This window comes from Modicisalibacter sp. MOD 31.J, assembly GCF_020147985.1.
Taxonomy (GTDB): Bacteria; Pseudomonadota; Gammaproteobacteria; order Pseudomonadales; family Halomonadaceae; genus Modicisalibacter; species Modicisalibacter coralii.
Window position 1 is genome coordinate 355,253 of the sequence record NZ_JAGXFF010000003.1, and the last position, 24,381, is coordinate 379,633.

Consider the following 24,381-nt stretch of genomic DNA (forward strand, 5'->3'; position numbering starts at 1 on the left):
TGCATGCCTGATTTTCCGACCCCGTCCCACCGCCTGCATCGCCGCTGGCGTCGTCTGCGCGATCGTCTCGCCGCCGGGGCGATCCGGGCGGGGGGCCTGGGCGTGATCGTCGCCGTGCTGGCGATCGGCGTGTTCCTCGCCGTGGAGGTCGTGCCGCTGTTCGCGCCGGCCCGCGTGACGACCGAGGCCTCGCGTGATCTCGAAGGCGCCGGCGGGGCGGTGGGTCTGGTGCCCACGACGGCCGGGCGTGTGCTGGTCATCGATCGTGACGGCGGCTATCGCCGCATCGCCCCGGGCGCGGGCGCCATCGATGTCGCACGGATCCCCGCCGAGCGGCTCGATGGCCGCTCGGTGACCGGGCTGAGCGCGGGGCCCGATGCCCTCGTGCTGGCCCTGTCCGGCGGCGAGGTGTTACGCGTCCCGCGACGCGTCGATGCGCGTCCCGACGGGCCCGGCGCCCGGCGCTACACGCTGTTCGCCAGGGAGACCATCGCTGCCCTGGCGTCGGCCGGCGATGGCGAGCGCTGGTGGCTGGCGGGGCGCGACGCCGCGGGCCGTGTCGCCGTGCTGCGCGGTGACGGCGAGGCGGTCGAGCGTTTCGGCCTGCCCGACGCCGCCTCGGCGCTGGCGCTCGACCCCGACGGTCGACTGGTGCTGGGCGATGGGCACGAACTCGTCGTGTGGTCGCTGGCAGCGGGCGAGCCGCGCAGGTTGGGCCGCCTTCCGGCGTTGCCCGACGAGCGCCGGATCACCGCCCTGAGCTATCTGACCGGCGGCGAGACCCTGCTCGTCGGCGACAGCCGTGGCGGTGTGCACCGCTGGCTCGACCGGCATGACGACGCCGCGCCGCTGCTGGCGGCGCCGGATTACGCCGTCTCCTGGGATTCCACCGCCGTGACGCGCCTGGTGCCCGTGCCCGGCCGGCGCCTGGCCGTGGCGCTGCACGCCGACGGCGGGCTGGCGCTCTATCAGGCCCTCAACGGCCGCGTCTGGCAGGGGGCGCCGGCCGCCGCCGAGTCGCCGCTCGCGCTGGCCGTGTCGGCGGACGGCCGCCGCCTGTGGTGGCTGGCCGCCGACGGCCTGAAGACGTTGACACTCGCTGCCGGGCACGCCGAGGTCTCCTGGCGCACGCTGTGGACGCCGGTGCTCTACGAGGGGCATACGCACCCCCGGCAGCGCTGGCAGGCCAACGTCAGCAGCCCCGAGAGCGAGGTGCATTTCGGGCTCGCCCCGCTGGCCTGGGGGACGCTCAAGGCGGCCTTCTGGGCGCTGGTATTCGCCGTTCCGCTGGCGCTGGCGGCGGCGGTCCATACCGCGGCCTACATGGGCCCGGCACTGCGCGCCCGGGTCCGCCCGGCACTCGAGCTGATGGAGTCGCTGCCCGGGGTGGTGATCGGCTTCGTCGCCGGGCTGGTGCTCGCCCCCTGGGTCGACCGCCATCTGGCCGGTTCCCTGCTGCTGCTGGTCGTGCTGCCGGTCGGGACCCTGGTGGCCGGAATGCTCCAGGCCCGCCTGCCGGCCGTCGCGCGCCGGTGCCTGCCGCTGGCCGCGGCGGGGCTCTGGCTGGTGCCCTGGCTGGCGCTGCTGGCCTGGCTGTCGTTCAGCGTGTCACCGCTGATCGAGGGCTGGCTGTTCGCCGGCGACCTGCCGGGCTGGCTGAAGGATCGCTGGGGACTGGACTATGCCAGCCGCAATGCGTTGATCGTCGGGCTGGCGATGGGGTTTGCGGTGATTCCCACCATCTATGCCCTGGCCGAGGATGCGCTCTCCGACGTACCGCGCAGCCTCGACGAGGGCGCCCAGGCACTGGGCGCGACCCGCTGGCAGGCGCTGACGCGGGTCTGGCTGCCGGCGGCCGGTCCCGGCATCTTCTCGGCGGTGATGATCGGTGCCGGGCGTGCGGTGGGCGAGACGATGATCGTGCTGATGGCCACCGGCAACACCGCGATCTTCGGCGTCAGCCCCTTCGAGGGACTGCGCTCGATCGCCGCCAACCTGGCCATCGAGCTGCCCGAGGCCGCCGTCGGCGGCAGCCATTACCGGGTGCTGTTCCTGAGTGCCCTGGTGCTGTTCGTCTTCACCTTCTGCGTCAACACCCTGGCCGAGCTGGTGCGCCAGCGGCTGCGGCGCCGCTGGCGGCGGCTGGGAGCCGTGGGATGAAACGCTGGCGGACGAGCGGCGAGGGCGGCTGGCCGTGGCTGGCGGCGGGTGGGGTCGCCGTGTCGCTGCTGATGGTCGTGGCCCTGCTGATGTTGATCGCCGGGCGCGGGCTGGCGCATTTCTGGCCGGCATCGCTGGAGCGGGTGACGCTCGCCGACGGTTCGGTGATCGCCGGCGAGCCGGTGCGCCATGTCACGACCCGCGACGGGCGTGACGAGTGGCTCTATCGCACCGGCAATCGCGACCTCGACGGCCGCACCTGGCGCTGGCTGGAGGCCGGCGACATCGTCTCGCGCACCCGCCCGGGGGATCTGCTCGAACTCCAGCGCGAACGCTGGGGACCCTTCATCGGCCGGCTGGTCGCGGTGCGCGAAGCGGACACGACCGTGATCGATGCCACGGCCGGCAGCGCCCGACGCTGGCAGGCGCTGGAAACCCGCCTGGCCCGCGCCCGGGCGCTGCGCGAGACGATCGAGACCCGCCGCCGGGAGACCATTGCCCCGTTGGCCCGCCAGCTGGCGGCGGGCACCGCGAGCGCCGAGCAGCGGGCGGCGTTCGAGCGGGCCCGCGATGCGTTGACCGGGCTGCGCGAGGCGCTGGCCCGCGACAGCCTGGTGCTGGAAAGCGTCGATGGGCGCCGGCTCGAGCAGCCGCTGGCGACGGTGCTCGATGCCTGGCGGCCCAACGCCATGGGGACTCTCGACAAGCTTGGACTGTGGGGTCGACGGGTCTGGGCCTTCCTCAGCGAGGGGCCGCGCTCGGCCAACGGCAGCGACGGCGTGTGGCCGGCGATCTTCGGCACCGTGCTGCTGGTACTGCTGATGTCGCTGCTGGTCACGCCGTTCGGCGTGCTCGCCGCGGTGTATCTCCACGAGGTCGCCCGCCAGGGGCCGGTGACCCGGGCGGTGCGCATCGCGGTGCGCAATCTCGCCGGGGTGCCGTCGATCGTCTATGGCGTGTTCGGGCTGGGGGTGTTCGTCTACGGGATCGGCGGCACGCTCGACCGCTGGTTCTTCAGCGAGGCGCTGCCGTCGCCGACCTTCGGCACCGGCGGGCTGCTGTGGGCCGCGCTGACGCTGGCGCTGCTGACCCTGCCGGTGGTGATCGTGGCCACCGAGGAGGGCCTGGCGCGGATTCCCGATCACCAGCGCGAGGGTGCCCTGGCGCTGGGCGCGACTCACTACGAGACGCTGACCCGGGTGGTGCTGCCGATGGCCATGCCGGCGATGCTCACCGGGGTGATCCTGGCCGTGGCGCGGGCCGCCGGCGAGGTGGCGCCGCTGATGCTGGTCGGGGTGGCCAAGCTGGCGCCGCAGTTGCCCGTCGACGGCGAGTTTCCCTACCTGCACCTCGACGGCAAGTTCATGCACCTCGGCTACCATATCTATAATCTGGGGTTCCAGAGCGCCGACGCCGAGCAGGCGTTGCCGCTGGTCTACGCCACCGCGCTGCTGCTGGTCGCGGTCATCGTGGTGCTTAATCTAACTGCAATCTTTCTGCGGCATCATCTGCGCCAGCGGCATCGTGCCCTGCGCCACTGATCGCGCGTCGCCGCGGATATCCGTGCTTGCCCGGGAGGTGGGATCGTCTTGTCCGTGACCCTGAGTCCACGCGGCGCGTCCGCCGAGATCACCGATTTCGACGCGGCGGCGAGCTGCTTCGCGATCGACGGCCTGAGCCTGGCCTACGACGGTAGACCGGCACTGCGCGATCTGACGCTGGCGATTCCGCGCCACGCCGTGACGGCCTTCATCGGGCCCTCGGGCTGTGGCAAGTCGACGCTGCTGCGCGCCTTGAACCGGCTGCACGACCTCGACGACGCGGTCGGCCGCGCGGGGCAAATCCGGCTCGAGGGCCAGGACATCCATGCGCCGGACGTGGATGTCGCCGAGCTGCGCCGGCGGGTGGGGATGGTCTTCCAGACCCCCAACCCCTTTCCCATGTCGATCTACGACAACGTCGCCTTCGGGCTGCGCCTGCAGGGCATCAAGCGCAAGCGCGCCCTCGACGAGGTGATCGAATGGGCGCTGGTCTCGGCGGCGCTGTGGGACGAGGTCAAGGATCAGTTGCACACCTCGGCCTGGCGGCTCTCCGGCGGCCAGCAGCAGCGCCTGGTGATCGCCCGCACGCTGGCGGTGCAGCCCGAGGTATTGCTGCTCGACGAGCCGGCCTCGGCGCTGGACCCGATCTCGACGCTCAAGATCGAGGAACTGATCCGCTCGCTGAAGTCACGGCTGACCCTGGTCCTGGTCACTCACAACATGCAGCAGGCCGCGCGGGTCTCCGACTACACAGCCTTCCTGCACGACGGCGAACTCGTCGAGTACGGCGCCACCGACAGTCTGTTCACCAACCCGCGCCTGGCGCGGACCGAGAACTACATCACCGGCCGCATGAGTTGAGCGGCGCGGCCCCGGAGGAATCATGGACATCACCAGCGATACCCACAGCCAGCACATTTCCAACCAGTTCAACCAGGAGCTCGAGGAGCTCAAGACCCATCTGATGGCGATGGGCGGGCTGGTCGAGAAGCAGGTGCAGGATGCGATTTCCGCGCTGCTCGACAGCGACAGCCGCCTGGCCGAGCGCGTGACCGATAACGACCGGGCGGTCAACGACATGCAGCTCAAGATCGACGAGGAGTGCACGCGGGTCCTGGCACGCCGCCAGCCGGCGGCCTCCGACCTGCGGCTGGTGCTGGCGGTGATCCGCGCCACCTCGGATCTCGAGCGGATCGGCGACGAGGCCAGCAAGATCGCCCGCAACGCCCTGTCGCTGGCCGAGTCGGGCCTCACTGCACGCGGCTTCGTCGAGGTCCGTCACATCAGCGAACACGTGCGCAAGATGGTGCGCGACGCCCTGACCGCCTTCGCCCGTTTCGACACCGAGCTGGCGCTCAAGGTGGTCCAGGAGGACGACGCCGTGGACAGCGAGTACTCCACCGCGATGCGCTCGCTGGTGACCTTCATGATGGAGGACCCGCGCTCGATCACCTCGATCCTCAGCGTGATGTGGATCCTGCGTGCCCTGGAGCGCATCGGCGATCATGCCGACAACCTCGCCGAGTACGTGATCTACCTGGTCAAGGGGCTCGACATCCGCCACAGCGACGTCGAGTCGCTTGACGACGAGACCCTGAAGCGCAAAGGTTAGCGGCCTGGCGGGCGAGCCCGCCAGCGTCTTCCGGCCGTCGCCCGTGCGACGGCCGTTTCGTCAGGCCGCTCGGATCACGCGCTATGCTCAATGCTCTCACCGCCCTGTCCCGGGGCACCCGTCTGGTGCTCTCGCCGGGCCTGCGGCGCTATGTCTTTCTGCCGATCGTCGCCAACCTGCTGCTCTACGTCGGCACCATCGTCTATCTGCTCGACAATTTCGGCGGCTGGCTCGACTACTGGATGCTCAAGGTCCCCGAGTGGCTGAACTGGCTCGAGTGGCTGATCTGGCCGCTGCTGGTGGTGAGTCTCGCCGTGGTGGTGTTCTTCACCTTCACGCTGGTCTCCAACCTGATCGCCGCGCCCTTCTACGGCTTTCTCGCCGAGAAGGTCGAGCACCGGGTCACCGGGCGCGCCCCGCTCGACGATCGCGGCTTCGCGCGTACCGCCATCGACGCCCTGGGCCGCGAGCTGGTCAAGCTGGCCTACATCCTGCCGCGCATGGCGCTGCTGTTCCTGCTGGGCTTCGTCCCCGGGCTGAACCTGGTGATGCCCTTTCTGTGGGCGGCGTTCTCGGCGTGGATGATGGCGATCACCTACCTCGACTACCCGATGGACAACAACCTGGTCAGCTTCGCCGACATGAAGCGCCGCCTGCGCGCGCGCTGGTGGCCGACGCTGACCTTCGGCGGCTGGGTGATGGCGGCGAGCTGGGTGCCGGTACTCAACCTGTTGCTGCTGCCCGGCGCGGTGGCCGGCGCGGTACTGATGTGGCAGCAGCATTATCGGGATCTGCCGGTCGCGCAATGAGGTGTGGGCGCGGCGGCACGCCGCCGTGCTTGCCGGCTCATGCCGTTGGTGATGGCGGGTCGTCTGAAGTCAATGTCACTCATGGCTTTTATTTGAATAAAAATTGTTATCATTTGTCTTGATGTTCGCTTCTTGCCTGGTAGGGTTGTCGTCGCGACGCGACCCCACGAAGAGCGCCAAGAATGCGACACAGGGCAAGGATCATGCGAAAGACGACAATTCCTCTCGTGGTCGGCTGTGGCCTTCTCACGGGCGGCGGTATGGCGCAGGCGGCCAGCGACATGGCGATGGACCCACTGGTGGTGACGGCGACCCGCTCGGGCGAGACTCAAGAAGACACCCCTCAGGTGATACGGCTCATCACCCGAGAGGAACTGGAACAGCAACAGCGCATCACCTCGGATTCGTCCGAGATACTCAGCAACCTGCTGCCGAGCTATGCGCCGCCCCGTCAGAAGATGAGCGGCAGCGGCGAGTCCCTGCGGGGGCGTACGCCGCTGGTCCTGATCGACGGCATTCCGCAGTCCAATCCGCTGCGTCCCACCGGCCGCGAACTGCATACCATCGATTTCTCGATGGTCGACCACATCGAAGTGATCAAGGGGGCGAATGCCACCAACGGCCTGGGGGCGGCAGGTGGCGTGATCAATCTGGTCACCCGGCGCCCGGAACCCGGTTCGTTCAATCAGCACTTCGAGACCCGGGTCACCACGCCGACCTCGGAATTCGATGCCGACACCGCCAGTTATCGCACCGACTACGGTTTCAGTGGCAACCGGGGAGCGGCCGACTACGTGTTCTCCATGAGCTACGAGGACCGCGGGCTGTACCTCGATGGCGACGATCGTCCGGTCGGCGTCGACAATACTCAGGGCGACCTGATGAATTCCGAGGCCTACGACCTGTTCGGCAAGGTCGCCTACTGGTTCGGCGACGACCGCCGTCTGCAGTTCAGCGTCAATCACTATCGCATCGAGGGCGAGGACGAGTACCTCAGCGTCACCGGCGATCGCCAGGCAGACATCGCCACCACCTCGGAGCGCGGCGATCCGCCGGGGGACGCCCCCTTCAACCGGGTGTGGACCACCGGCCTGACCTGGGACGACTACGATCTCGCGGGTATGCATCTGAACGTGCTCGGTTTCTACCAGGATTACGAATCGCTGTTCGGTGCCACCGACTCCGGCAGCTTCCAGGATCCCGCCATTGCCCCGGTGGGCACGCTCTACGACCAGTCCATGGCGGAGACCCGCAAGTACGGCATCAAGTCGTCGTTGACCAGGGACGACCTGTGGGCCGATCGAATCAAACTGACCCTGGGTTTCGACGTCCTGCGCGACGAGACCGAGCAATATCTGTGGCTTACCGACCGCACCTACGTGCCACCGGTGGACTACACTGATCTGTCCCCCTTCATGCAGGTCGACTTCAGTCCGGTCGATGCCCTGACCTTCTCGGCCGGCGCGCGTTATGAATATGCTAAGCTCGACATCGACGGCTACCGTACCGTGGCGGCCAACAACGGCATCGATGTCGAAGGCGGTTCGCCGAGCTTCAACGACACCCTGTTCAACGCCGGGGTGATCTGGCGACCGGTGGACGACTGGAGCCTGTTCGCCAACTACTCGGAAGGGTTCACCATTCCCGACGTCGGCCGGGTACTGCGCGGCATCGACACGCCGGGCAGTTCGGTCGGTGACATCGAGAACCTGCGCCCGATCGTCACCGACAACATCGAGACCGGCGTCCGCTACGACAACGGGCGCCTCAGCGGCGAGTTGAGCTACTACCTCTCCTCCTCCGACTTCGGCTCGCGGTTGACGACCAACGACGGCGTTTTCGAGATGCAGCGCGAGAAGACCGAGATCGAGGGTATCGAAGCCTCGCTCGATTACCGGTTTAACGAGCGTCACCGCTCGCGACTGGCTTACTCGCACATGCGTGGCCGCTATGACAGCAACGACGACGGCACCCTCGACGCCCGGCTCAACGGCCTGAACGTGGCGCCGGATCGTCTGGTGGCCAGCTGGTCGGCCGACTGGACGCCCCGGTGGTCGACCTTCATCCAGGTCAACCATGCCTTCGACAAGGACTTCGACGACAGCGCCAACGGCTGGGATCTGGATTTCGACGGCTACACCCTGGTCGACGCGGCGGTCGGCTATCGCTTGCCGGTCGGGCGCGTCGATCTCGCCGTGGCCAACCTGTTCGACAAGCGCTACATCACCTACTACTCCCAGAGCGCCCTGGACAGCGCCAATGCGGATTACATGAACGATCGCTACTTTGCCGGTCGTGGCCGGACGCTGCGTGTGGGCTACAGCGTCGACTTTTGAGTCCGCTCCCATGAGTCGCTGTGATGACGTCTTGCCGGAAACGCCGTCGCGACGGCGTTTCCTGGGCCTGCTGATGGCCCTGGGCGCCTTGCCGGCGCTGGCCGGGGGCCGTTCGAATGCCGCGCCGGTCCGCGTGGTGAGCCTGTTCCAGGGGGCGACCGACACGCTGGTGGCGCTGGGGGTGACACCGGTGGGGGTGGTCGAGTCATGGCAGGACAAGCCGATCTACCCCTACCTGCGCGAGGCGCTCGACGGCGTGACCCTGGTCGGGCTGGAAACCCAGCCCAGTCTCGAGGACATCGCGCTGCTCGAGCCCGACCTGATCGTCGCCTCGCGCTTTCGTCACCAGCGCATCGCGCCGTTGCTCTCGGCGCTGGCGCCGGTGGCGATGCTCGACGACATCTACCACTACCGGCGCACCCTCGCGACCCTGGCCGGCGTACTGGATCGCGAGCCGCGGGCGGCGTACCTGCAGGCGCGCCTGGCGATCCGCATCACGGCACTGCGTCGTCGCCTGCAGGCGCGTTTCGCGGATCGCTGGCCGCTGAGCGTGTCGCTGCTGGACATTCGCGGCAATGCGATCCGCAGTTATCTGGCCTCGAGCTTCGGCGGCTCGGTACTGGCCGATCTCGGCTTCGTCTGGAACCGGGCCGCGCGCGACGCCGACGGCGTGATCCTCGAGGTGGGCGGGGTCGAGAGCCTGCCGGCGCTCGATGCCGACGTCTTCTTCGTGCTCGACCGGTCGCGCAGTCAGGCCGCCGTGGCGCACTACCGGCGCCTGCGCGGCCATCCCTTGTGGCAACGGCTGTCCGCGCCGAGCCACGGCCGGGTGTGGTCGGTCGATCCGGTGGCGTGGAGTCTTTCGGGCGGCATCCTCGGCGTGTTCGCGATGCTCGACGACGTGGCGGCCTGGCTGGACGCGGCCGACGAGGGCCGGGCATGAGTCGACGGCTGTGTCTGCTGATCGCGGCCCTGGTGGGCGCGGTGCTGTTGAGCCTGATGGCCGGCGCCCGCTGGCTCGATCCGCTGACGGTCGGGCAGGCCCTGTGGGCGCCGTCGCCGACCGACGTCGACGCCCTGCTGGTTCGCACCACCCGCCTGTCGCGCACGCTGGTGGCCCTGGCGGTGGGCGCCGCCCTGGGCGTGGCGGGCGGCATCATGCAGACCCTGACCCGCAACCCTCTGGCGTCGCCCGGCCTGTTGGGCATCAACGCCGGCGCGTTGTTCGCGGTGGTCGTCCTGGTCATCCTGGGCGGCGCGCTGCCGGGATGGCTGGCCAACGTCGGTGCCTTCGCCGGCGCCGCGCTGGCCTCGCTGCTGGTGGGCTGGATCGCCATGCGTCGGCCCGGCGAGTCGAGCCCGCTGCGGCTGATCCTGGCCGGCGCCGCGTTGACCGCGCTCTTTCAGGCCTTCAGTCAGGCATTGCTGGTGATCGACCAGCAGGGCCTGGACGCGGTGCTGTTCTGGCTGGCCGGTTCGGTGTCCGGGCGGCCGCTGGCGGATGTCTGGCCGCTGATGCTGCTGGCGCTGGCCGCGCTGCTGGCGTGCGGCCCGTGCCTGCGACCGTGGAACGTGCTGGCCGCCGGCGAGGCGGTGGCGATCGGCGCCGGGGTGGCGGTACGCCGGCTGCAGCTCGTGTCGATCGTGCTGGTCGTTGCGCTGGCCGGCTCGGCGGTGACCATGGCCGGCAACATCGCCTTCGTCGGACTGATCGTGCCGCACGTCGCGCGACGCGTGTCGACGCCGGACCATCGTCACTGGCTGCCGGTCGCCGCCCTGCTGGGCGCGATACTGCTGTTGCTGGCCGACGTGGCCGCGCGCACGCTGATCCTGCCGGGCGAGGTGCCGATCGGGGTGATGACCGCGCTGGTCGGCGCGCCGGTGTTCATGGCGCTGGTGAGACGCCAGGGGGCGGCGCATGGCTGAGGTCGGCGCGCTGCGACTCGGGGGCTTCTCGCGGGCCGTCGTCTGGCGACCCTGGCGGCGCGTGCTGATCGTGCTGGGAGCGGCGGGGCTGACGCTGCTCGCCTGCCTGGCGCTGGGCCGGATTCCGCTGGCCCCGGGCGCGCTGGCTTCGGCACTGGCCGCGCCGCACAGCGATCTTGGCCTGATCGTCTGGCAACTGCGCCTGCCCCGGACCCTGCTGGGCGCCCTGGTGGGCGGTGCGCTGGCGCTGTCCGGCTGGCTGCTGCAACAGGTGATGCGCAATCCGCTGGCCTCGCCCGACACCCTGGGCGTGACCAGTGGCGCGAGCGCCGCGGCGGTCGGCTACTTCGCGTTTCTGGCCGCCGACCTGGGCAGCCGGTGGTTGCCGCTGGCGGCGGCCAGCGGCGCGCTGTTCGCCGCCGGCGTCGTCTATCTGATGGCCTGGCGGCGCGGCGTGACGCCGCTGCGGCTGGTGCTGACGGGTATCGGCCTTTCCGCGCTGCTGGGGGCGGTGACCACCTTCGTGCTGGTCTCCAGCCCGTTGTCGACCACGCTGTCGGCCTATGTCTGGCTGACCGGCAGCGTCTACGGCGGCAACTGGCCGGATGTCGGCCAACTGGCGCTGTGGTTCGCCCTCGCCGTGGCGGTCATGGCACCGCTGGTGCGCTTCGCGTTGCTGGCCGCGCTGGACGACGCCCTGGCGGTCGGCATCGGTGTGCGAGTGCAGGTCGTGCGCGCCGCGCTGATGATCCTGGCGGCGAGCCTGGCCGGTATCGCGGTGGCCTGGGGCGGGGCGATGGCCTTCGTCGGCCTGGTCGCGCCGCACCTGGCGCGGCGCCTGGTGAGGGCCCCCGGCGCCGCGCAGGTGGTCATGGCGTGCGTCCTCGGTGCGTGCCTGGTGATGCTGGCGGACCTGGCCGGGCGCACGCTGTTCCTGCCGCTGGACCTGCCGGCGGGCATCTTCGTGGCGGCCATCGGGGCGCCGTTCTTCCTGGGACTCCTGCTGCGACAGGCAAGCTAGCATGACGACGATTTCCGCACGCCGACTCACCCTGGGCTATCAGCGCCGGACCATCCTGCGCGACCTGTCGCTGGACCTGCCGGAGGGACGCATCTCGGTGCTGGTCGGCAGCAATGGCTGCGGCAAGAGCACCCTGCTCAAGGCGCTGGCGCGCCTGCTCGATCCCTGGCAGGGCCAGGTCAGCCTCGATGGCCACGACATTCGCCGGCGTTCGACCCGGGCCGTGGCGCGGGTCCTCTCGCTGCTGCCGCAGCATCCAGTGGCGCCGGAGGGCATCAGCGTGCGCCAGCTGGTGTGCCTCGGGCGTCACCCGCATCAGAGCTGGCTTTCGCAGTGGTCCGAGGAGGACGAGCGCCGGGTCGATGACGCGCTGGAACGCACCGCCATGCGCGACCAGGCGCAACGTCGGGTCGAAACCCTCTCCGGTGGCCAGCGCCAGCGGGCCTGGATCGCCATGGCGGTGGCCCAGGACACCCCGCTGATGCTGCTCGACGAGCCCACCTCGTTTCTCGACCTGACCCATCAGATGGAAGTGCTGGAGTTGCTGAAGTCGCTCAACCGCGAGGCCGGCAAGACCATCGTCATGGTCCTGCACGATCTCAATCTGGCGTGTCGCTACGCCGATCACATCGTCGCGGTTCGCGATGGCCGGGTTCATGCCCAGGGGGCGCCGCCGGCGGTGATCACCCGCGAGCGGGTACGCGAGATCTTCCAGCTGGAATGCCGGGTGATCGAGGATCCGTTCTTTCACACGCCGCTGTGCATACCCTTCGGCAAGGAGAGGGACACGTGAGTGGCTCGATCCTCGCTGCCGAACATGGGCGACTACCTGACCGAGATGCCGTGGCTCGAGCCGGCGAACCGGGCCGCCACGTCCTCGTCGCCAGTGATGGTGCCCCCGGTCGCTCGCACGGTCAGGTGCTACCCCGGACCACCAGCTCGACACCGAGATCGAGATTTTTCTCGTGATCCGCCAGATCGCCGTTCAGACGCGACAGCAAGAGACGGGCGATGTGGCGGCCGATCTCCTGGCGCGGTGGTTCGATGGTGGTCATCGGCGGTACGGTGCTGGCGGTGAAATCCTGATTGCCGAAACCGGCCACCGCCAGTCTTTCGGGGACGGCCCAGCCCTGGCGCTGACACTCGAACATCACCCCGAGGGCGACCATGTCGTTGGAACAGCACACTGCCTCGATATCGGGATGGTCATCGATCAAGGCGTTCAGCAAGTGGCCGGTTTCGACCGTATTGCTGCGATCGCTCAACTCACGCAGCATGACCGTCCCGCCGGACTGGACCACAGCGTCGCGAAAGCCTTGGAAACGATCGCTGGCACGCACGTCGCGCTGGAAGTTGGTGCTCAGGAAGGCGGTCTTGCGGTAGCCCTTCTGGATCAGGTGTTCGGCCACCAGCCGGCCGCAGGTGCGATGGGAAAAGCCCACCACCATGTCCAGGCCATCCCGGCCGAAGTCCCACATTTCGACGATCGGCGTGTCGCCCCTGGCGAGCAGCGAGATCGCCTTGCGATTGTGCAGGAAGCCCGTCAATACCAGACCGGCCGGATTCCAGCTCATGATCGAGCGAATCAATTCCTCTTCACGGGATTCGTCGAATTCGGTATTGCCGATCAACAATTGATACCCGGCCGACCTGAGATGACGCTCGAGACTTTCCAGGGTCGCCGAGAAAAACGAGTTGGTGATGGTGGGGACGATGACACCGATCACATTGGAGCGCGACGAGGCCAGACCACCGGCCATGGTATTGGGCAGATAGCCCAGGCGGTCGATCGCTCGCTGGATGCGTTCGGCACGGTGGTTAGAGACTTCATCGGGACGTCTCAGATAGAGAGACACCGTGCTCGGAGAGACGTCTGCCAGTTGGGCGACCTCACCCATGGTCACCCGTTGTGAACTGCGTCGTTGTCTTGCCACTGTCGTCGATTTCCCATCCCGATTTAGTGAAACACTGCATAAATGGCTGCGCGGGCCAACCATGTCGTTGTGCGGTGCTGGGATGCCAGCCCGGGCGGAACCCTCACCGATACCCCATGGGCTCCGGTTGCCGTGCGTCGCTCGCCGATTTATTCAGCGCTTTCCTAGGCGAATGTTAGCGTCAGCGAGTCGCCATTGGTGCTACCTGAGCGGCAGGGGCGCCTCAGCGTGTCGCCTTCTGAGAGCCGCTTCGAACGTTGCGGGAGAGGGCGTCGGCCCAACCATACGACCAAAGCATAAGTCAGTAGCGATTGTAACGTAAAAATCGTAGCGCTACGATAAATTGGCAGCACACAAATCGGGTTGCCACAGGCGGAATGAGTCGATGCATCGGCAGTGGTTTCCCTAAATTTCGTAGCGCTACGATAATGGAGACAACAATGCGATTCGTACGCCGTTCACTGCTCCTCTCGCTACTCGTCGGTGCCTCTCACTCAGCGATCGCCAAGGACACGATGGACATCATCGTACCGTTCGCCGCCGGTGGGGCCACCGACATCGTTGCCCGCAGTTTCGAGCCGGGCTTTTCCAAACAGCTCGGCGTCACGTCGGTCGTTCGCAACATCGCCGGAGCGAGCGCCACCGTGGGTACCGCCGAGGTCGCCAAGAGTCAGGGCAACCCGAACATCGTCGGCTATGAACCGGCCGGGGCGCTGAGCATCCAGCCGTCGCTGAAGAAACTACCCTACGACACCGACAGTTTCACGTATGTCTGCCGGACGACCTCCAACCCCATGTTCCTGCTGGTCTCGAAGTCATCCGATATCCACTCCTTCGAGGAACTCGTCACCGCCTCACGACAGCAGCCGCTACTCTACGGCTCCTCCGGCCCTGGCACACTGCCGCAACTGGCGGTGGCGGCGCTGGTCGGCGAGAGCGATCTGCAAGCCTCGCACGTGCCGTACAGCGGGACCGGGCCGGCGATGAACGCGCTGGCGGGCAACGAAATCCAGATCTTCGCCGATACCGAGATCGTTCTCTCCAATTACGACCTACGGCCACTCGCGGTCTTCGCCGATCACCGGCTGGAAGGATACGACGACGTCCCGACCATCGGGGAGCTGGGTCTGCCGGCACTGTCCTTCTCGGTCTGGCAGGGCGTTGTCGCTCCCAAGGGCATTTCGCAGCAGCGCGCCGATCAACTCTCCGAGGCTTGCAAGGCTACCGTGACGTCCGATCGGTTCAAGTCCTTCGCCAAGAAGGCCAACGTCGACATCGCCTATCTGGGGCCGCGGGATTTCGAAAGCTTCGTCAAGCAGCGCTTCGAGGCCAACAAGAAGGTGCTGAAGGATGCCGGATTGACCGAATGAACCGGCAATGCAGCCCATCAGTGAGGAGGGCGTCATGTCTTCGCGCGTGATTCAACCCCGTGTCCTGGTCGCCGTACTGTTGCTGGTCGTCGGCGTCGTTCTGGCGGGCCAGGCTTGGAGCGGCCCCGCCAATGCCATGCTGGTACCGCGGGTGGTGTTGACGCTATGGAGTGTTATCGCCCTGGCGATCACCGTCATGGAACTGGCGAGTCACCAGTCTCGGGACATGCGCTACCTGTCGCCCTTGCCACTCTTGATGGCGTCTGTACTGGCCGCTGCCGTGGCGGTGGCCAGTCTCGGTTTCCTGGTGCCGTCGCTGCCGCTGGTGGCGTTGACGCTATGGCTGTTCCGGGTGCGTCGGCCAGTGTCGCTACTGATGGGCACGCTGGTGATCGCCGGTGGCCTGTGGTTCCTCTTCCACCACGTGCTGCTGATCCGGCTGCCGACCCTGATGACCAACGGGGGACTCTGAGATGGACGTGATTCTTGCCGCGATCGGCGATGCCGTTACCTGGCAGGCGCTGCTGGCGATCGCCGTCGGCACCTGGGCCGGCATCATCATCGGTGGGTTGCCGGGGCTCGGCTCGGTGGTGGGCCTGACGATCTTTCTGCCGTTCACGTTCGGAATGGACACCATTACCAGCATGGCGCTGCTGATCGGTGTGTACTGCGGCTCGGTGTATGGTGGATCCATCACTGCGATCCTGATCAATACGCCGGGGACGCCGCAATCGGCGGCGACCACCTTCGACGGCTACCCGATGACCCAGCAGGGGCGTGTCGACGAGGCGCTGGGCTGGGCGACCTTTGCTTCCTTCTTCGGTGGCGTGCTGTCCTGCGTGATCCTGATCTTCTGTGCCCCTCAGCTTGCCAAGTTTGCCGTCAACTTCGGCTCCGTAGAGGTCTTTGCGCTGATCTGCCTGGCCATGATGTGCATCGTCGGGGTCTCCAAGGGCAGCGTCCTCAAGGGATTGCTATGCGGCATGGTGGGGTTCTTCCTGTCGATGATCGGCGCCGATCCAATCACCGGCGCCGATCGCTTCACCTTCGGCAGTTACGCGCTGTCGTCCGGGTTGACGCTGATTCCGGTGGTGGTCGGTGCCTTCGCCCTGTCGGAAGTGTTCGTGCGTTTCGATACCCGGGACGACCCCGGTGCCCAGATCCCCGAAGCCCGATTGCGCCTGCCCCGCCCGGGACTGATTTTCGGTCGACTGGTGGAGCTGGTGCGGGGTTCGTGCATCGGAAGCTTCATTGGCGCCTTGCCGGGAACCGGTGCGGCGGCCGCGGCCTTCATCAGCTACGCGACTGCCCAGAAGCTGTCGCCGCGCCGCCAGCGTCTGGGACAGGGCGAGCCGGACGGGATCATCGCCTCGGAGTCCTCCAACAACGCGGTGACCGGTAGTTCGTTCATTCCCACCCTGGCGCTGGGCATCCCCGGTGACGTGGTGACGGCGATGATGATGGGCGCGATGGTGATCCATGGCATCACGCCGGGGGTGCGGCTGATGGTCGATCAGGCACAGACGGTCTATTCGCTGTTCGTGGTACTGATCATCGTCAACGTGGCCATGCTGATCCTCAGCAAGCCCTCCATCGGTCTGTTCCGTTACCTGTTCCGGCTGCATCAGGGCTACGTGATGGCGGCCATCGTGATGTTCAGTTTCATCGGCGCCGCAACGGTGCGCGGCAACCCGCTCGATCTGGTGGTCGCCGCGCTGACCGGCGTGCTCGCCTATGCCCTGCGTCGTGCCGATTACCCGCTGGCACCGCTGGTGATCGGCATGGTGCTGGGGCCTGAACTGGAGAGTTCTCTGCGTCGCGGCCTGCTCATCGAGCGCGGCGACTTCCTGGGCTTTTTCACCCATAGCGGCATCTCGATGACGCTGTTCTCGCTGCTGGGCTTGTTCATCGCCTGGACGCTCTGGTCGGCCATCGCTAATCGACGGTCGGAGAAGCGCCATCGCCACAGTCACTCCTTGAATGAGCGAAAGACATGATCATCACCGAGATCAAGACCCATGTGCTGGCGGCGCCGCTGGACCAGCCGTTCGCCTTCTCGCAAGGCTGGGCCCATCGGCGCACGGCCATGCTCGTCGAGATACGTACCGAGGATGGCCTGGTCGGCTGGGGTGAGTCGATCAACCACGGATTGCAACCGCCCCAGGTCGCTCAGGCGGTGGTCGAGCATGCGCTCAAGCCGTTGTTGATCGGGCGATCGGCATTCGACCGCGAAGTCTTGTGGGAGACGATGTACAACCACACGCGTCCCTACGGCCAGAAGGGGGCGGCACTGTTTGGTATCGCCGCAGTGGATATCGCCTTGTGGGACCTGGCCGGCAAGGCGCTCGGTCAGCCTATCCATCGACTGCTGGGCGGTGCCTACCGCCAGGAGATTCGTCCCTATGCCACGGGGTTCTATCGTCGCGAGGGAGGGCGCTACCCCGAGGAATTGATCGACGAGGCACTGCGTCATCAAGCCAATGGCTATCGGGCGATGAAGCTCAAGACCGGCTTCGGCATCGAGTCGGACATTCGCGACATGCGCGCCGTGCGCGAGGCGGTGGGCGATGACGTGATGCTGATGATGGATGCCAACTGCGCCTATAGCGTGCCGGCGGCGCGGCGCATCCTCATGGAGCTGGAAGAAACTCGGGTACATCTCTTCGAGGAACCGTTGAGCCCGGAAAATCGCCATGGCTATCGTGAGCTCAAGGGACTTTCGCGGACCTACATCGCCGCCGGCGAGAACGAGTATTCCAAGATCGGCTTTCGCGACTTGATCAGTGACGGCGCGCTGGACGTCGTGCAGCCCGATCTCGGTGCCGCCGGCGGCATCACCGAGTGTTGCAAGATTTCCGCATTGGCCCAGGCCTGGCATGTGCCGTTGATCCCGCATGTCTGGGGCACCGGCATCGGTCTGGCCGCGGCGGTGCAGTTCATCGCCAGTCTGCCCCCGCAGCCGCTATCGCTGACGCCCGACGAGCCCATGCTCGAATACGACCAGTCGGCGCACCCGTTCCGTCAGGCACTGATCGGCGGCGAATTCGCCCTCAATAAGCGGGGTTGCGTGGCGGTTCCCGACAGCCCCGGGCTGGGCATCGAGGTCGATACCGAGGTCATCGAACGCTACCGCCTCGACGCCTGAAAGCCTTCCCTATCACCGCCACGGAGTAGTCGATGAGTCATCTCGAGAAAGTTCTGCTGTTGGGGGTCGACGGTCTCATTCCCGAGCTCGTCGACCGGTTCTGCGACGAAGGGGCCTTGCCCAATATCCAGCGCCTGCGCGACGAGGGCACCACGACCCGCTTGATGCCCTATATCTCGACCTGGGGAGACACCAACTTCGTGACCTTCCTCAGCGGTCAGGCGCCGGGTAACAGTTGGGTCGGGCAGCGCATGCCGCCGCGAGACACGCGCCATCTGCTGGAACTGATGAACGAGGCGGGGAAGAAGTGTGCCCTGGTACACTTTCCCGAGTCTCTCGTGCCGACGGGTGAGCACGACCTCTGCCTGGCGCCATACTGGAGCGGTCAGGGGCCGGCACCGATGGAACTGGCCTCGGCGGGCCTGCACACCAGTGACCCCGCGGCATGGCCCGAGGTCCCCCAGCACGAAGCCTTGGGCTGGCCACCGAGTGGCACCCTGGCGCACCATCAGAAACACAACCGGCTGCCCATCGAGCGTTCCGCCGGGGAATACCACGCCGCGATTCGCCTGAATGGCGGGGGGTCCCTGCCGGTGACCCTGACCCCTGAAGGCGATGGCCGCGTGTCGCTGAGCCTGGATGCGCAGCACACGACACTGGACGTCGGGGAATGGAGCGGCTGGCTGCCGGTGGATACCGCGCACGGGGCCGGTCAGGTGCGTTTCAAGCTGCTGGCTCACGACATCGCCACGGGCCGGCTCGACCTGCTGCAGTCGCAGATCACGATCCCGGAGCAATTGAGCAATCAACCGGCCCTGGCGGATCGCCTGATTCGGCGTCATGGCCCGTTCATCGCCAAGTGGGCGGTATCCGCCGACCCCGACACCCTCTATCACGAGACCAGCTTCGAGGAGGGGCGTTATCAGTTGGAGTGGCTGGTCGACAGCGCGCTGACGTTGCTCGACGAGGAAGACTTCTCGTTGTTCGCCACGGTGTTCCGTCTCAACGACGAGACCCACCACACGTGCCTGGCCTACTGTGACCCGGCTTCCCCGTTCTTTTCGGCGACCCGGCAGGCCGAGTATCTGGAGGCGATCCGGTGTTCCTACCGGCTGCTCGACGATGCGGTCGGGCGGCTGCTGGCGGGATGCCGCGAGGACACGCTGCTGGTGCTCGCCTCCGACCACGGCGACGTGCCCAATCACTACCTGTGTGACATTCATCGCCGACTGGCCGAATTCGATCTGTGCACGCTCGATGACCGGGGGCGGCCGGTCATCGAGCGCAGCCGCGCCTTTCTCAAGGACGAACGCGGGGGGCTGGAGATCTTCGTCAACCGTGATCTCGTCGCGGTGCCCGACGTCGCCGACGTCCAGACCCGGATCCTCAAGGCCCTGACGACCTGGTACGTGGACACGCCCGCCGGCGAGCGCAACGTGGTGGCACTGGCCGTGAAGGGTGAGGATGCCGGTATACTGGGCTATTGGGGCGAGCATCGGGGCGACGTGCTGTTCGCCTATGCCTCGGGTTTCGTGTGGGGGGTCAACCGGCGTGGCGACACCGTCGCCCCGGTGCAGAGCGCCGGCGCCAATCACGGCCCTCAGATTCCGTCCGCGAGTACCGACTTTGCCTCCAACCTGGGGCTGGCGATCTTTCATGGCTCGGGGGTGCGTGCCGGCCAGGCCCTGCCCGCCAACGGCCTGCGCCGCATGGACGATCCCGGCGCGACCTTCGCCCGGGTGCTCGGTCTGGAGACCGCGACACTGGATGGCAAGCCGCTCGATATTCTCGGGGAGAGCCGAGCCCCATCCGGGCGACCTCTCTCGTGAGCGGCTTTCGCAGCGCTGCGAGAATGATGGCATCTTGGCCCTGCTTTCGGTCGAAACCTCGATCATCGGGCCGGCGCGGTACGGATGTGGCACAACCCCTACCGCCGGCTGACCCCCGGTGCGGGTCGCGCTGCCCACCGCTGCGTTGACCTCGCGCCCCGCTCGTGCCTCGCGAGCGGGGCACATTTTCATGATTTTTTGCAATTGCATTTGATAATATTTATCATCCGACCGGCTTTGCCGGGGCAAGGTCTGTGCTGCCCCCTGGCTCCCTGACCGATGAGAGACCTTTCGTGTTACGACGACCGCAGCGGACCTCCCGACTGGCGCTGGCGTACGGACGCTTCACCCTGGGGCGGACCCTGATCCTGGCAGGGCTGTGCATGGGCGTGCTCGCGGCACTGGCGATCGATGTGGCGACCGGTCCGGCCGGGCTGAGCTTCCACTCGCTGCTGGATGTACTGGCCGATCCCGGCGCCCTGGGCCCGCTGGACGAGGCGATCGTCTGGCAGATCCGCCTGCCGGGGGCGCTGATGGCGGCCCTGGTCGGTGCTGCCCTGGGCCTGGCGGGGGCCGAGATGCAGACGGTGCTCAACAACCCGCTGGCCAGCCCCTTCACGCTCGGTGTTGGCGCCGCCGCGACGCTGGGCGCCTCGCTGGTGATCGTGCTCGGTGTCGATACCCTCGGCATCCCGTCCAACTACGCCATCGCTACCATGGCATTTGTCTTCGCCACGGTCTCGATCCTGGCCATCGACGCGGTCGCCGGCCTCTACGGCGCCAGCCGCGAGATCATCGTGCTGTTCGGCATCGCCCTGGTTTTCGTGCTCAACGCCGTCAATGCGTTGGTACAGCTGGTGGCCAGCCCCGATGCCCTGCAGCAGCTGATGTTCTGGACCATGGGCAGCTTGTCCCGGGCCTCCTGGGATCGGGTGGCGATTCTCGCCGCGGTGCTGGCGCTGTGCCTGCCGTTCGCCATGCGCCGCAGTTGGGCGATGACCGCGCTGCGCGCCGGCGACGAGCATGCCCGCAGCTTCGGCGTGCCGGTCACGCGGCTGCGGCGCACGGCGCTGCTGCGCGTCAGCCTGCTGGCCGCGGTGGCCTTCGTCGGCACCATCGGCTTCATTGGCCTGGTGGCGCCGCATATGGCGCGCCTCGCCCTGGGCGAGGATCACCGCTTCTATCTGCCGGGCAGCGTCCTGGCCGGGGCGCTGATGCTGACCCTGGCCGCCGTGGCCAGCGAGTCGCTGGTGCCCGGTCTGGCGCTGCCGGTGGGCATCGTCACCTCGCTGGTGGGGATTCCCTGTTTCCTGGCCCTGCTGCTCGGCCAGCGCAAGGGGGGGTGATGGCGATCAAGATGACGGGACTGACGGTCAGCGGGCTGACGACGGGCTATCGGGACCGCCGGGTGTTCCAGGGGCTGGACCTGCCGACGCTGCCGGCCGGTTCGCTGGTCGGCGTGCTGGGCCCCAACGCCGTGGGCAAGTCGACCCTGTTGCAGGCCCTCGCCGGCCTGCGCCCCGCCGGGGGCGAGATCCGTCTCGGCGAGATCGGGCTGTCGGCCCTGCGCGGCGTGCAGCGCATGCGCCACGTCGGCTATTTGCCCCAGACCCTGCCGCAGGCCACCAGCCTGGTGGCCTATGAGGCGGTGGCGAGTGCCTGCCGGGTGGCGCGGCCGGAGCTCTCCCGCGAGGCCGTCGAGACGCTGATCGAGTCGGTCTTCGATCGCCTCTCGCTGCGAGCCCTGGCGTTCAAGCGGCTGGCGGCGATGTCCGGCGGCCAGCGCCAGATGGTCGGCCTGGCCCAGGTACTGGTGCGCGAGCCCGAACTGCTGCTGCTCGACGAGCCGACCAGCGCGCTGGACCTGCGCTGGCAGCTGGCGCTGATCGAGGCGGTGCGCGATGCCATCGCCCGACGGCGGGCGACCTGCCTGATGGCGTTACACGATATCAACCTGGCCCTGCGTCACTGCGACCGGGTGCTGCTGCTCGGCCCCGACGGCCTGCTGGCGGAGGGTGAGCCGCGCACGGCGATCACCCCCGAGTCGCTGCGCGCCGCCTATGGCATCGAGGCGCGCCTCGAGACCTGCTCCCAGGGGCGTCCGGTCGTGCTCACCGATGGGGTCGCCGAATAGGAGAGGCGCCTTTCTTGTTGTGCTCGACGGAGTCATCCATGCGTTTCGTGCCGATTATCCTCGCCTGGCTGCTGCTCGGGCTCTGCTCCTCCTCCTTCGCTGCCGATGCCTCGGGCGCCTGGCCGCGTCGGGTCACCGATCTCGCCGGGCGCGAGGTGCGCCTCGAGGCGCCACCCCAGCGCATCTTCCTGGCCCAGCCGCGCCAGCTCTACTCGCTGCTCACGCTGCTCGATGCGCCGGCCGAGCGGCTCGCCGGCTGGGCCTATCCGCTGAGCGTCTTCGACACCGCCATGGCGGCGCGGCTGGTGCGACGCTGGCCGGCGCTGGAGGCGCTGCCGGCCCTGAGTCGGACCTCGACGCCGGAACTCGATGCCGAGGCGCTGCTGGCGCTGTCCCCGGACCTGGTGATCTTCGATCTCTCGCGACGCTCGCGCATCGAGGGCTCGGCACTGGCCGATGTGCTCGATGGGGTGGGCATTCCCTACCTGTACACCGAGTTCAATCGTCATCCCCTGCGCGACACGCCACAGAGCCTGCGTTTGTTGGGCGAAGCGCTGGGCGTAGAGTCTCGCGCCGAGGCGGTCGATCGGCTGATCGAGCGGCATCTGGCGCGCATCGACCGGCGCCTGACCGGGATCGAGCATCGCCCCGAGGTGCTGATCAGCATCGCCCCCGGGCTCAAGGTCGACTGCTGTCGCACTAACCTCGACGGCGGGCTGGCCGATCTGGTCGAGCGGGCCGGCGGGCGCAATCTGGCCGCCGAGCTGGCACCGGTGAGCGGCGCCACCCTGAGCCAGGAGTGGGTGCTCGCTCACCCACCGGAGGTGATCCTCAACACCGCCGGTCAGTGGGCGGCCGGCGACGGCATACGCGTCGGCATCGGTGTCTCGGCCGATGAGATCGCGGACGATCTGCGCCATCTGAGCGAGACGCTGCCCGGCTGGACACAACTGACCGCGGTGCGCCAGGGGCGCTGCTATGCCCTGTGGCACGGCTTTCACCAGGGACCGTTCGGCATCGTCGCCCTGGAGCGGATCGCCAAGTGGCTGCATCCACGCCGTTTCCAGGATCTCGATCCTGATGCCACCTTCACGGCCCTGCTCGACGAGGCGGGGCTGACCCGTGGCGACGGGCGCTTCTGGGGGCGCCTGCCCGCGGCAGCATCGCTTTCCACTCCTCCGACAACACCAAGGTGATCTCCTCCATGGCTGGAATCGCCGCCAGTACAGCGACGGTCATCAGGCCCGCTGTGCGTCGGCCAGCGCCGGGTCGGCCTCGATCAGCCGCTCGGCGGGGAACACGCAGCGGAACAGCGCGCCCTCGCCGGGATTGGAGTCGATCTCCAGGCGTGCGTCGTGGCGCAGCAATACGTGCTTGACGATCGCCAGACCCAGGCCGGTACCGCCGGTGGCGGCGCTGCGGCCCTTGTCGACGCGGTAGAAGCGTTCGGTGAGCCGCGGGATGTGCACCGGATCGATGCCCTCGCCGTCGTCCTCGACCTCCAGCGCGGCGCCGTCCTGCCAGGCGCGCCAGCGCAGGGTGATGGTGCTGTCTTCGGGGGTGTAACGCACGGCGTTGAACGCCAGGTTGGAGACGGCGCTGCGCAGTTCCTGCTCGACCCCCGAGAGCCGGCGCGGATCCTCGATCTCGACATGGATGCTGTGGCGCCCCTCCGAGAGCGCGACGGTATCCCGGCGCACGCTTTCCAGCAGGTCGTCGATCGCCACCGGCGTGGAGCGCTCGGTCTGGTGATCGGTCTCGAGCCGCGAGAGCAGCAGCAGGTCGTTGACCAGATTCTGCATGCGCGTGGTCTGTTCCTGCATCTGGGTGAGCCCGCGCTGCCACCGCGGCGGTAGTTGATCGGCGTACTCGGTGTAGGTCTCGAGATAGCCGGCGAGCACGGTCAGCGGCGTGCGCAGCTCGTGGGAGACGTTGGCGACGAAGTCGCGGCGCATCTGCTCCAGGCGGTGCAGGCGGGTGATGTCGCGGGCCATCACCAGGCGTTCGTCGTCGCCGTAGAGAGTGATCTGGAACTGCAGGACCAGGTCGTCGCGGATCGGCGAGGGCAGGGTCAGCGGCTCGCGATAGTCGCGGGCGTAGAAGTAGTCGACGAAGCGCGGATCGCGCAGCAGGTTGGTGATGTGCTGACCGCGGTCGTGGCGGGTCTGAAAGCCGAGCATCCTCTCGGCGGCGGTATTCCACCACTCCAGGTCGCCGCGGCTGTCGAGCATCACCACGCTGTCGCGCATCGCCTCGGAGGACTCCTGGACGCGGCGGATCACGTCGCGCAGCCGTTCCTGGGTCATCCGCTGGGTCTTCTGGTACTTGTAGAGCCGGTCGAACAGGTCCCCCCACACGCCGCTGCCCACCGGCGGCTCGCGGCCGGGGTGATAGGTCAGCCAGACGTAGAGTTCGCGCAGGTGACGCAGGTGGATGAACACGAACAGCCCCAGGCCGCCGGCCAGCCCCCAGCCGGGGGCATCGAGCACCCAGCCCAACGCCCCCAGTCCACCGACCAGATAGGCCAGTCGCCAGAGTTCGTTGGTCCAGTAGTACATCGGCCG

At 67.7% G+C, this 24,381-nt stretch carries 20 protein-coding genes; 18 read left to right on the top strand and 2 right to left on the bottom strand.

Features of this window, described 5'->3' with window-relative positions; genetic code table 11:
- Positions 1-3 precede the first annotated feature (3 nt).
- The 10 genes from KGR00_RS12285 (at position 4) to KGR00_RS12330 (ending at position 12,198) form a co-directional block, all read left to right on the top strand.
- The gene (locus KGR00_RS12285; protein WP_224418465.1) at positions 4-2,160 is read left to right on the top strand and encodes an ABC transporter permease subunit; all 2,157 of its coding nucleotides are present in this window, start codon (positions 4-6) and stop codon (positions 2,158-2,160) included.
- A complete protein-coding gene (gene pstA / locus KGR00_RS12290) occupies positions 2,157-3,701 on the top strand; it encodes a phosphate ABC transporter permease PstA (protein WP_224418464.1) in 1,545 nt (514 codons plus the stop codon). Before KGR00_RS12285 ends, pstA begins: the two co-directional genes overlap by 4 nt.
- Before the next feature lie 87 nt (positions 3,702-3,788).
- On the top strand, positions 3,789-4,562 hold the full coding sequence (gene pstB / locus KGR00_RS12295; protein WP_224419840.1) for a phosphate ABC transporter ATP-binding protein PstB: 774 nt from the start codon (positions 3,789-3,791) through the stop codon (positions 4,560-4,562).
- A 22-nt stretch (positions 4,563-4,584) separates the two neighbouring features.
- Positions 4,585-5,313, top strand: a complete 729-nt coding sequence (phoU, locus tag KGR00_RS12300) for a phosphate signaling complex protein PhoU (RefSeq protein ID WP_224418463.1) — start codon at positions 4,585-4,587, stop codon at positions 5,311-5,313.
- Between the two features lie 83 nt (positions 5,314-5,396).
- Positions 5,397-6,122: a sulfate transporter CysZ gene (gene cysZ / locus KGR00_RS12305; protein ID WP_224418462.1), complete on the top strand. Its 726-nt coding sequence runs from the start codon at positions 5,397-5,399 to the stop codon at positions 6,120-6,122.
- 281 nt (positions 6,123-6,403) lie between these two features.
- Positions 6,404-8,458 (top strand): TonB-dependent receptor, encoded by a 2,055-nt coding sequence (locus KGR00_RS12310; RefSeq protein ID WP_224418461.1) that lies wholly within the window; start codon positions 6,404-6,406, stop codon positions 8,456-8,458.
- Positions 8,459-8,468: 10 nt separating this feature from the next.
- Positions 8,469-9,401 carry an iron-siderophore ABC transporter substrate-binding protein gene (locus KGR00_RS12315; protein ID WP_224418460.1) on the top strand — a complete coding sequence of 311 codons (933 nt, stop codon included), beginning with the start codon at positions 8,469-8,471 and terminating at the stop codon, positions 9,399-9,401.
- A complete protein-coding gene (locus KGR00_RS12320; RefSeq protein WP_224418459.1) occupies positions 9,398-10,384 on the top strand; it encodes an iron ABC transporter permease in 987 nt (328 codons plus the stop codon). Before KGR00_RS12315 ends, KGR00_RS12320 begins: the two co-directional genes overlap by 4 nt.
- Positions 10,377-11,405: an iron ABC transporter permease gene (locus KGR00_RS12325; RefSeq protein WP_224418458.1), complete on the top strand. Its 1,029-nt coding sequence runs from the start codon at positions 10,377-10,379 to the stop codon at positions 11,403-11,405. The genes KGR00_RS12320 and KGR00_RS12325 overlap by 8 nt, the downstream gene beginning before the upstream one ends.
- A 1-nt stretch (position 11,406) precedes the next feature.
- Positions 11,407-12,198 carry an ABC transporter ATP-binding protein gene (locus KGR00_RS12330; RefSeq protein WP_224418457.1) on the top strand — a complete coding sequence of 264 codons (792 nt, stop codon included), beginning with the start codon at positions 11,407-11,409 and terminating at the stop codon, positions 12,196-12,198.
- A 121-nt stretch (positions 12,199-12,319) separates the two neighbouring features.
- Here KGR00_RS12330 and KGR00_RS12335 read toward each other — a convergent pair whose 3' ends face one another.
- A complete protein-coding gene (locus tag KGR00_RS12335) occupies positions 12,320-13,303 on the bottom strand; it encodes a LacI family DNA-binding transcriptional regulator (RefSeq protein WP_224418456.1) in 984 nt (327 codons plus the stop codon).
- Between the two features lie 476 nt (positions 13,304-13,779).
- Here KGR00_RS12335 and KGR00_RS12340 point away from each other — a divergent pair, with 476 nt between their 5' ends.
- From KGR00_RS12340 to KGR00_RS12375, 8 genes are all read left to right on the top strand, one after another.
- Positions 13,780-14,709: a tripartite tricarboxylate transporter substrate binding protein gene (locus KGR00_RS12340; RefSeq protein WP_224418455.1), complete on the top strand. Its 930-nt coding sequence runs from the start codon at positions 13,780-13,782 to the stop codon at positions 14,707-14,709.
- A gap of 34 nt (positions 14,710-14,743) precedes the next feature.
- Positions 14,744-15,181 (top strand): tripartite tricarboxylate transporter TctB family protein, encoded by a 438-nt coding sequence (locus KGR00_RS12345; RefSeq protein WP_224418454.1) that lies wholly within the window; start codon positions 14,744-14,746, stop codon positions 15,179-15,181.
- Between the two features lies 1 nt (position 15,182).
- A complete protein-coding gene (locus KGR00_RS12350) occupies positions 15,183-16,706 on the top strand; it encodes a tripartite tricarboxylate transporter permease (RefSeq protein ID WP_224418453.1) in 1,524 nt (507 codons plus the stop codon).
- A complete protein-coding gene (locus KGR00_RS12355) occupies positions 16,703-17,854 on the top strand; it encodes a mandelate racemase/muconate lactonizing enzyme family protein (RefSeq protein ID WP_224418452.1) in 1,152 nt (383 codons plus the stop codon). Before KGR00_RS12350 ends, KGR00_RS12355 begins: the two co-directional genes overlap by 4 nt.
- Positions 17,855-17,886: 32 nt before the next feature.
- Positions 17,887-19,683, top strand: a complete 1,797-nt coding sequence (locus tag KGR00_RS12360) for an alkaline phosphatase family protein (protein WP_224418451.1) — start codon at positions 17,887-17,889, stop codon at positions 19,681-19,683.
- A gap of 293 nt (positions 19,684-19,976) precedes the next feature.
- Positions 19,977-21,029, top strand: a complete 1,053-nt coding sequence (locus KGR00_RS12365; RefSeq protein ID WP_224418450.1) for an iron ABC transporter permease — start codon at positions 19,977-19,979, stop codon at positions 21,027-21,029.
- Positions 21,029-21,817 carry an ABC transporter ATP-binding protein gene (locus KGR00_RS12370; protein ID WP_224418449.1) on the top strand — a complete coding sequence of 263 codons (789 nt, stop codon included), beginning with the start codon at positions 21,029-21,031 and terminating at the stop codon, positions 21,815-21,817. The genes KGR00_RS12365 and KGR00_RS12370 overlap by 1 nt, the downstream gene beginning before the upstream one ends.
- 38 nt (positions 21,818-21,855) lie before the next feature.
- Positions 21,856-23,013, top strand: a complete 1,158-nt coding sequence (locus KGR00_RS12375) for an ABC transporter substrate-binding protein (RefSeq protein ID WP_224418448.1) — start codon at positions 21,856-21,858, stop codon at positions 23,011-23,013.
- A gap of 42 nt (positions 23,014-23,055) precedes the next feature.
- Here the strand turns inward: KGR00_RS12375 and phoR are convergent, their stop codons facing one another.
- Positions 23,056-24,375, bottom strand: a complete 1,320-nt coding sequence (gene phoR / locus KGR00_RS12380) for a phosphate regulon sensor histidine kinase PhoR (protein WP_224418447.1) — start codon at positions 24,373-24,375, stop codon at positions 23,056-23,058.
- Positions 24,376-24,381 lie beyond the last annotated feature (6 nt).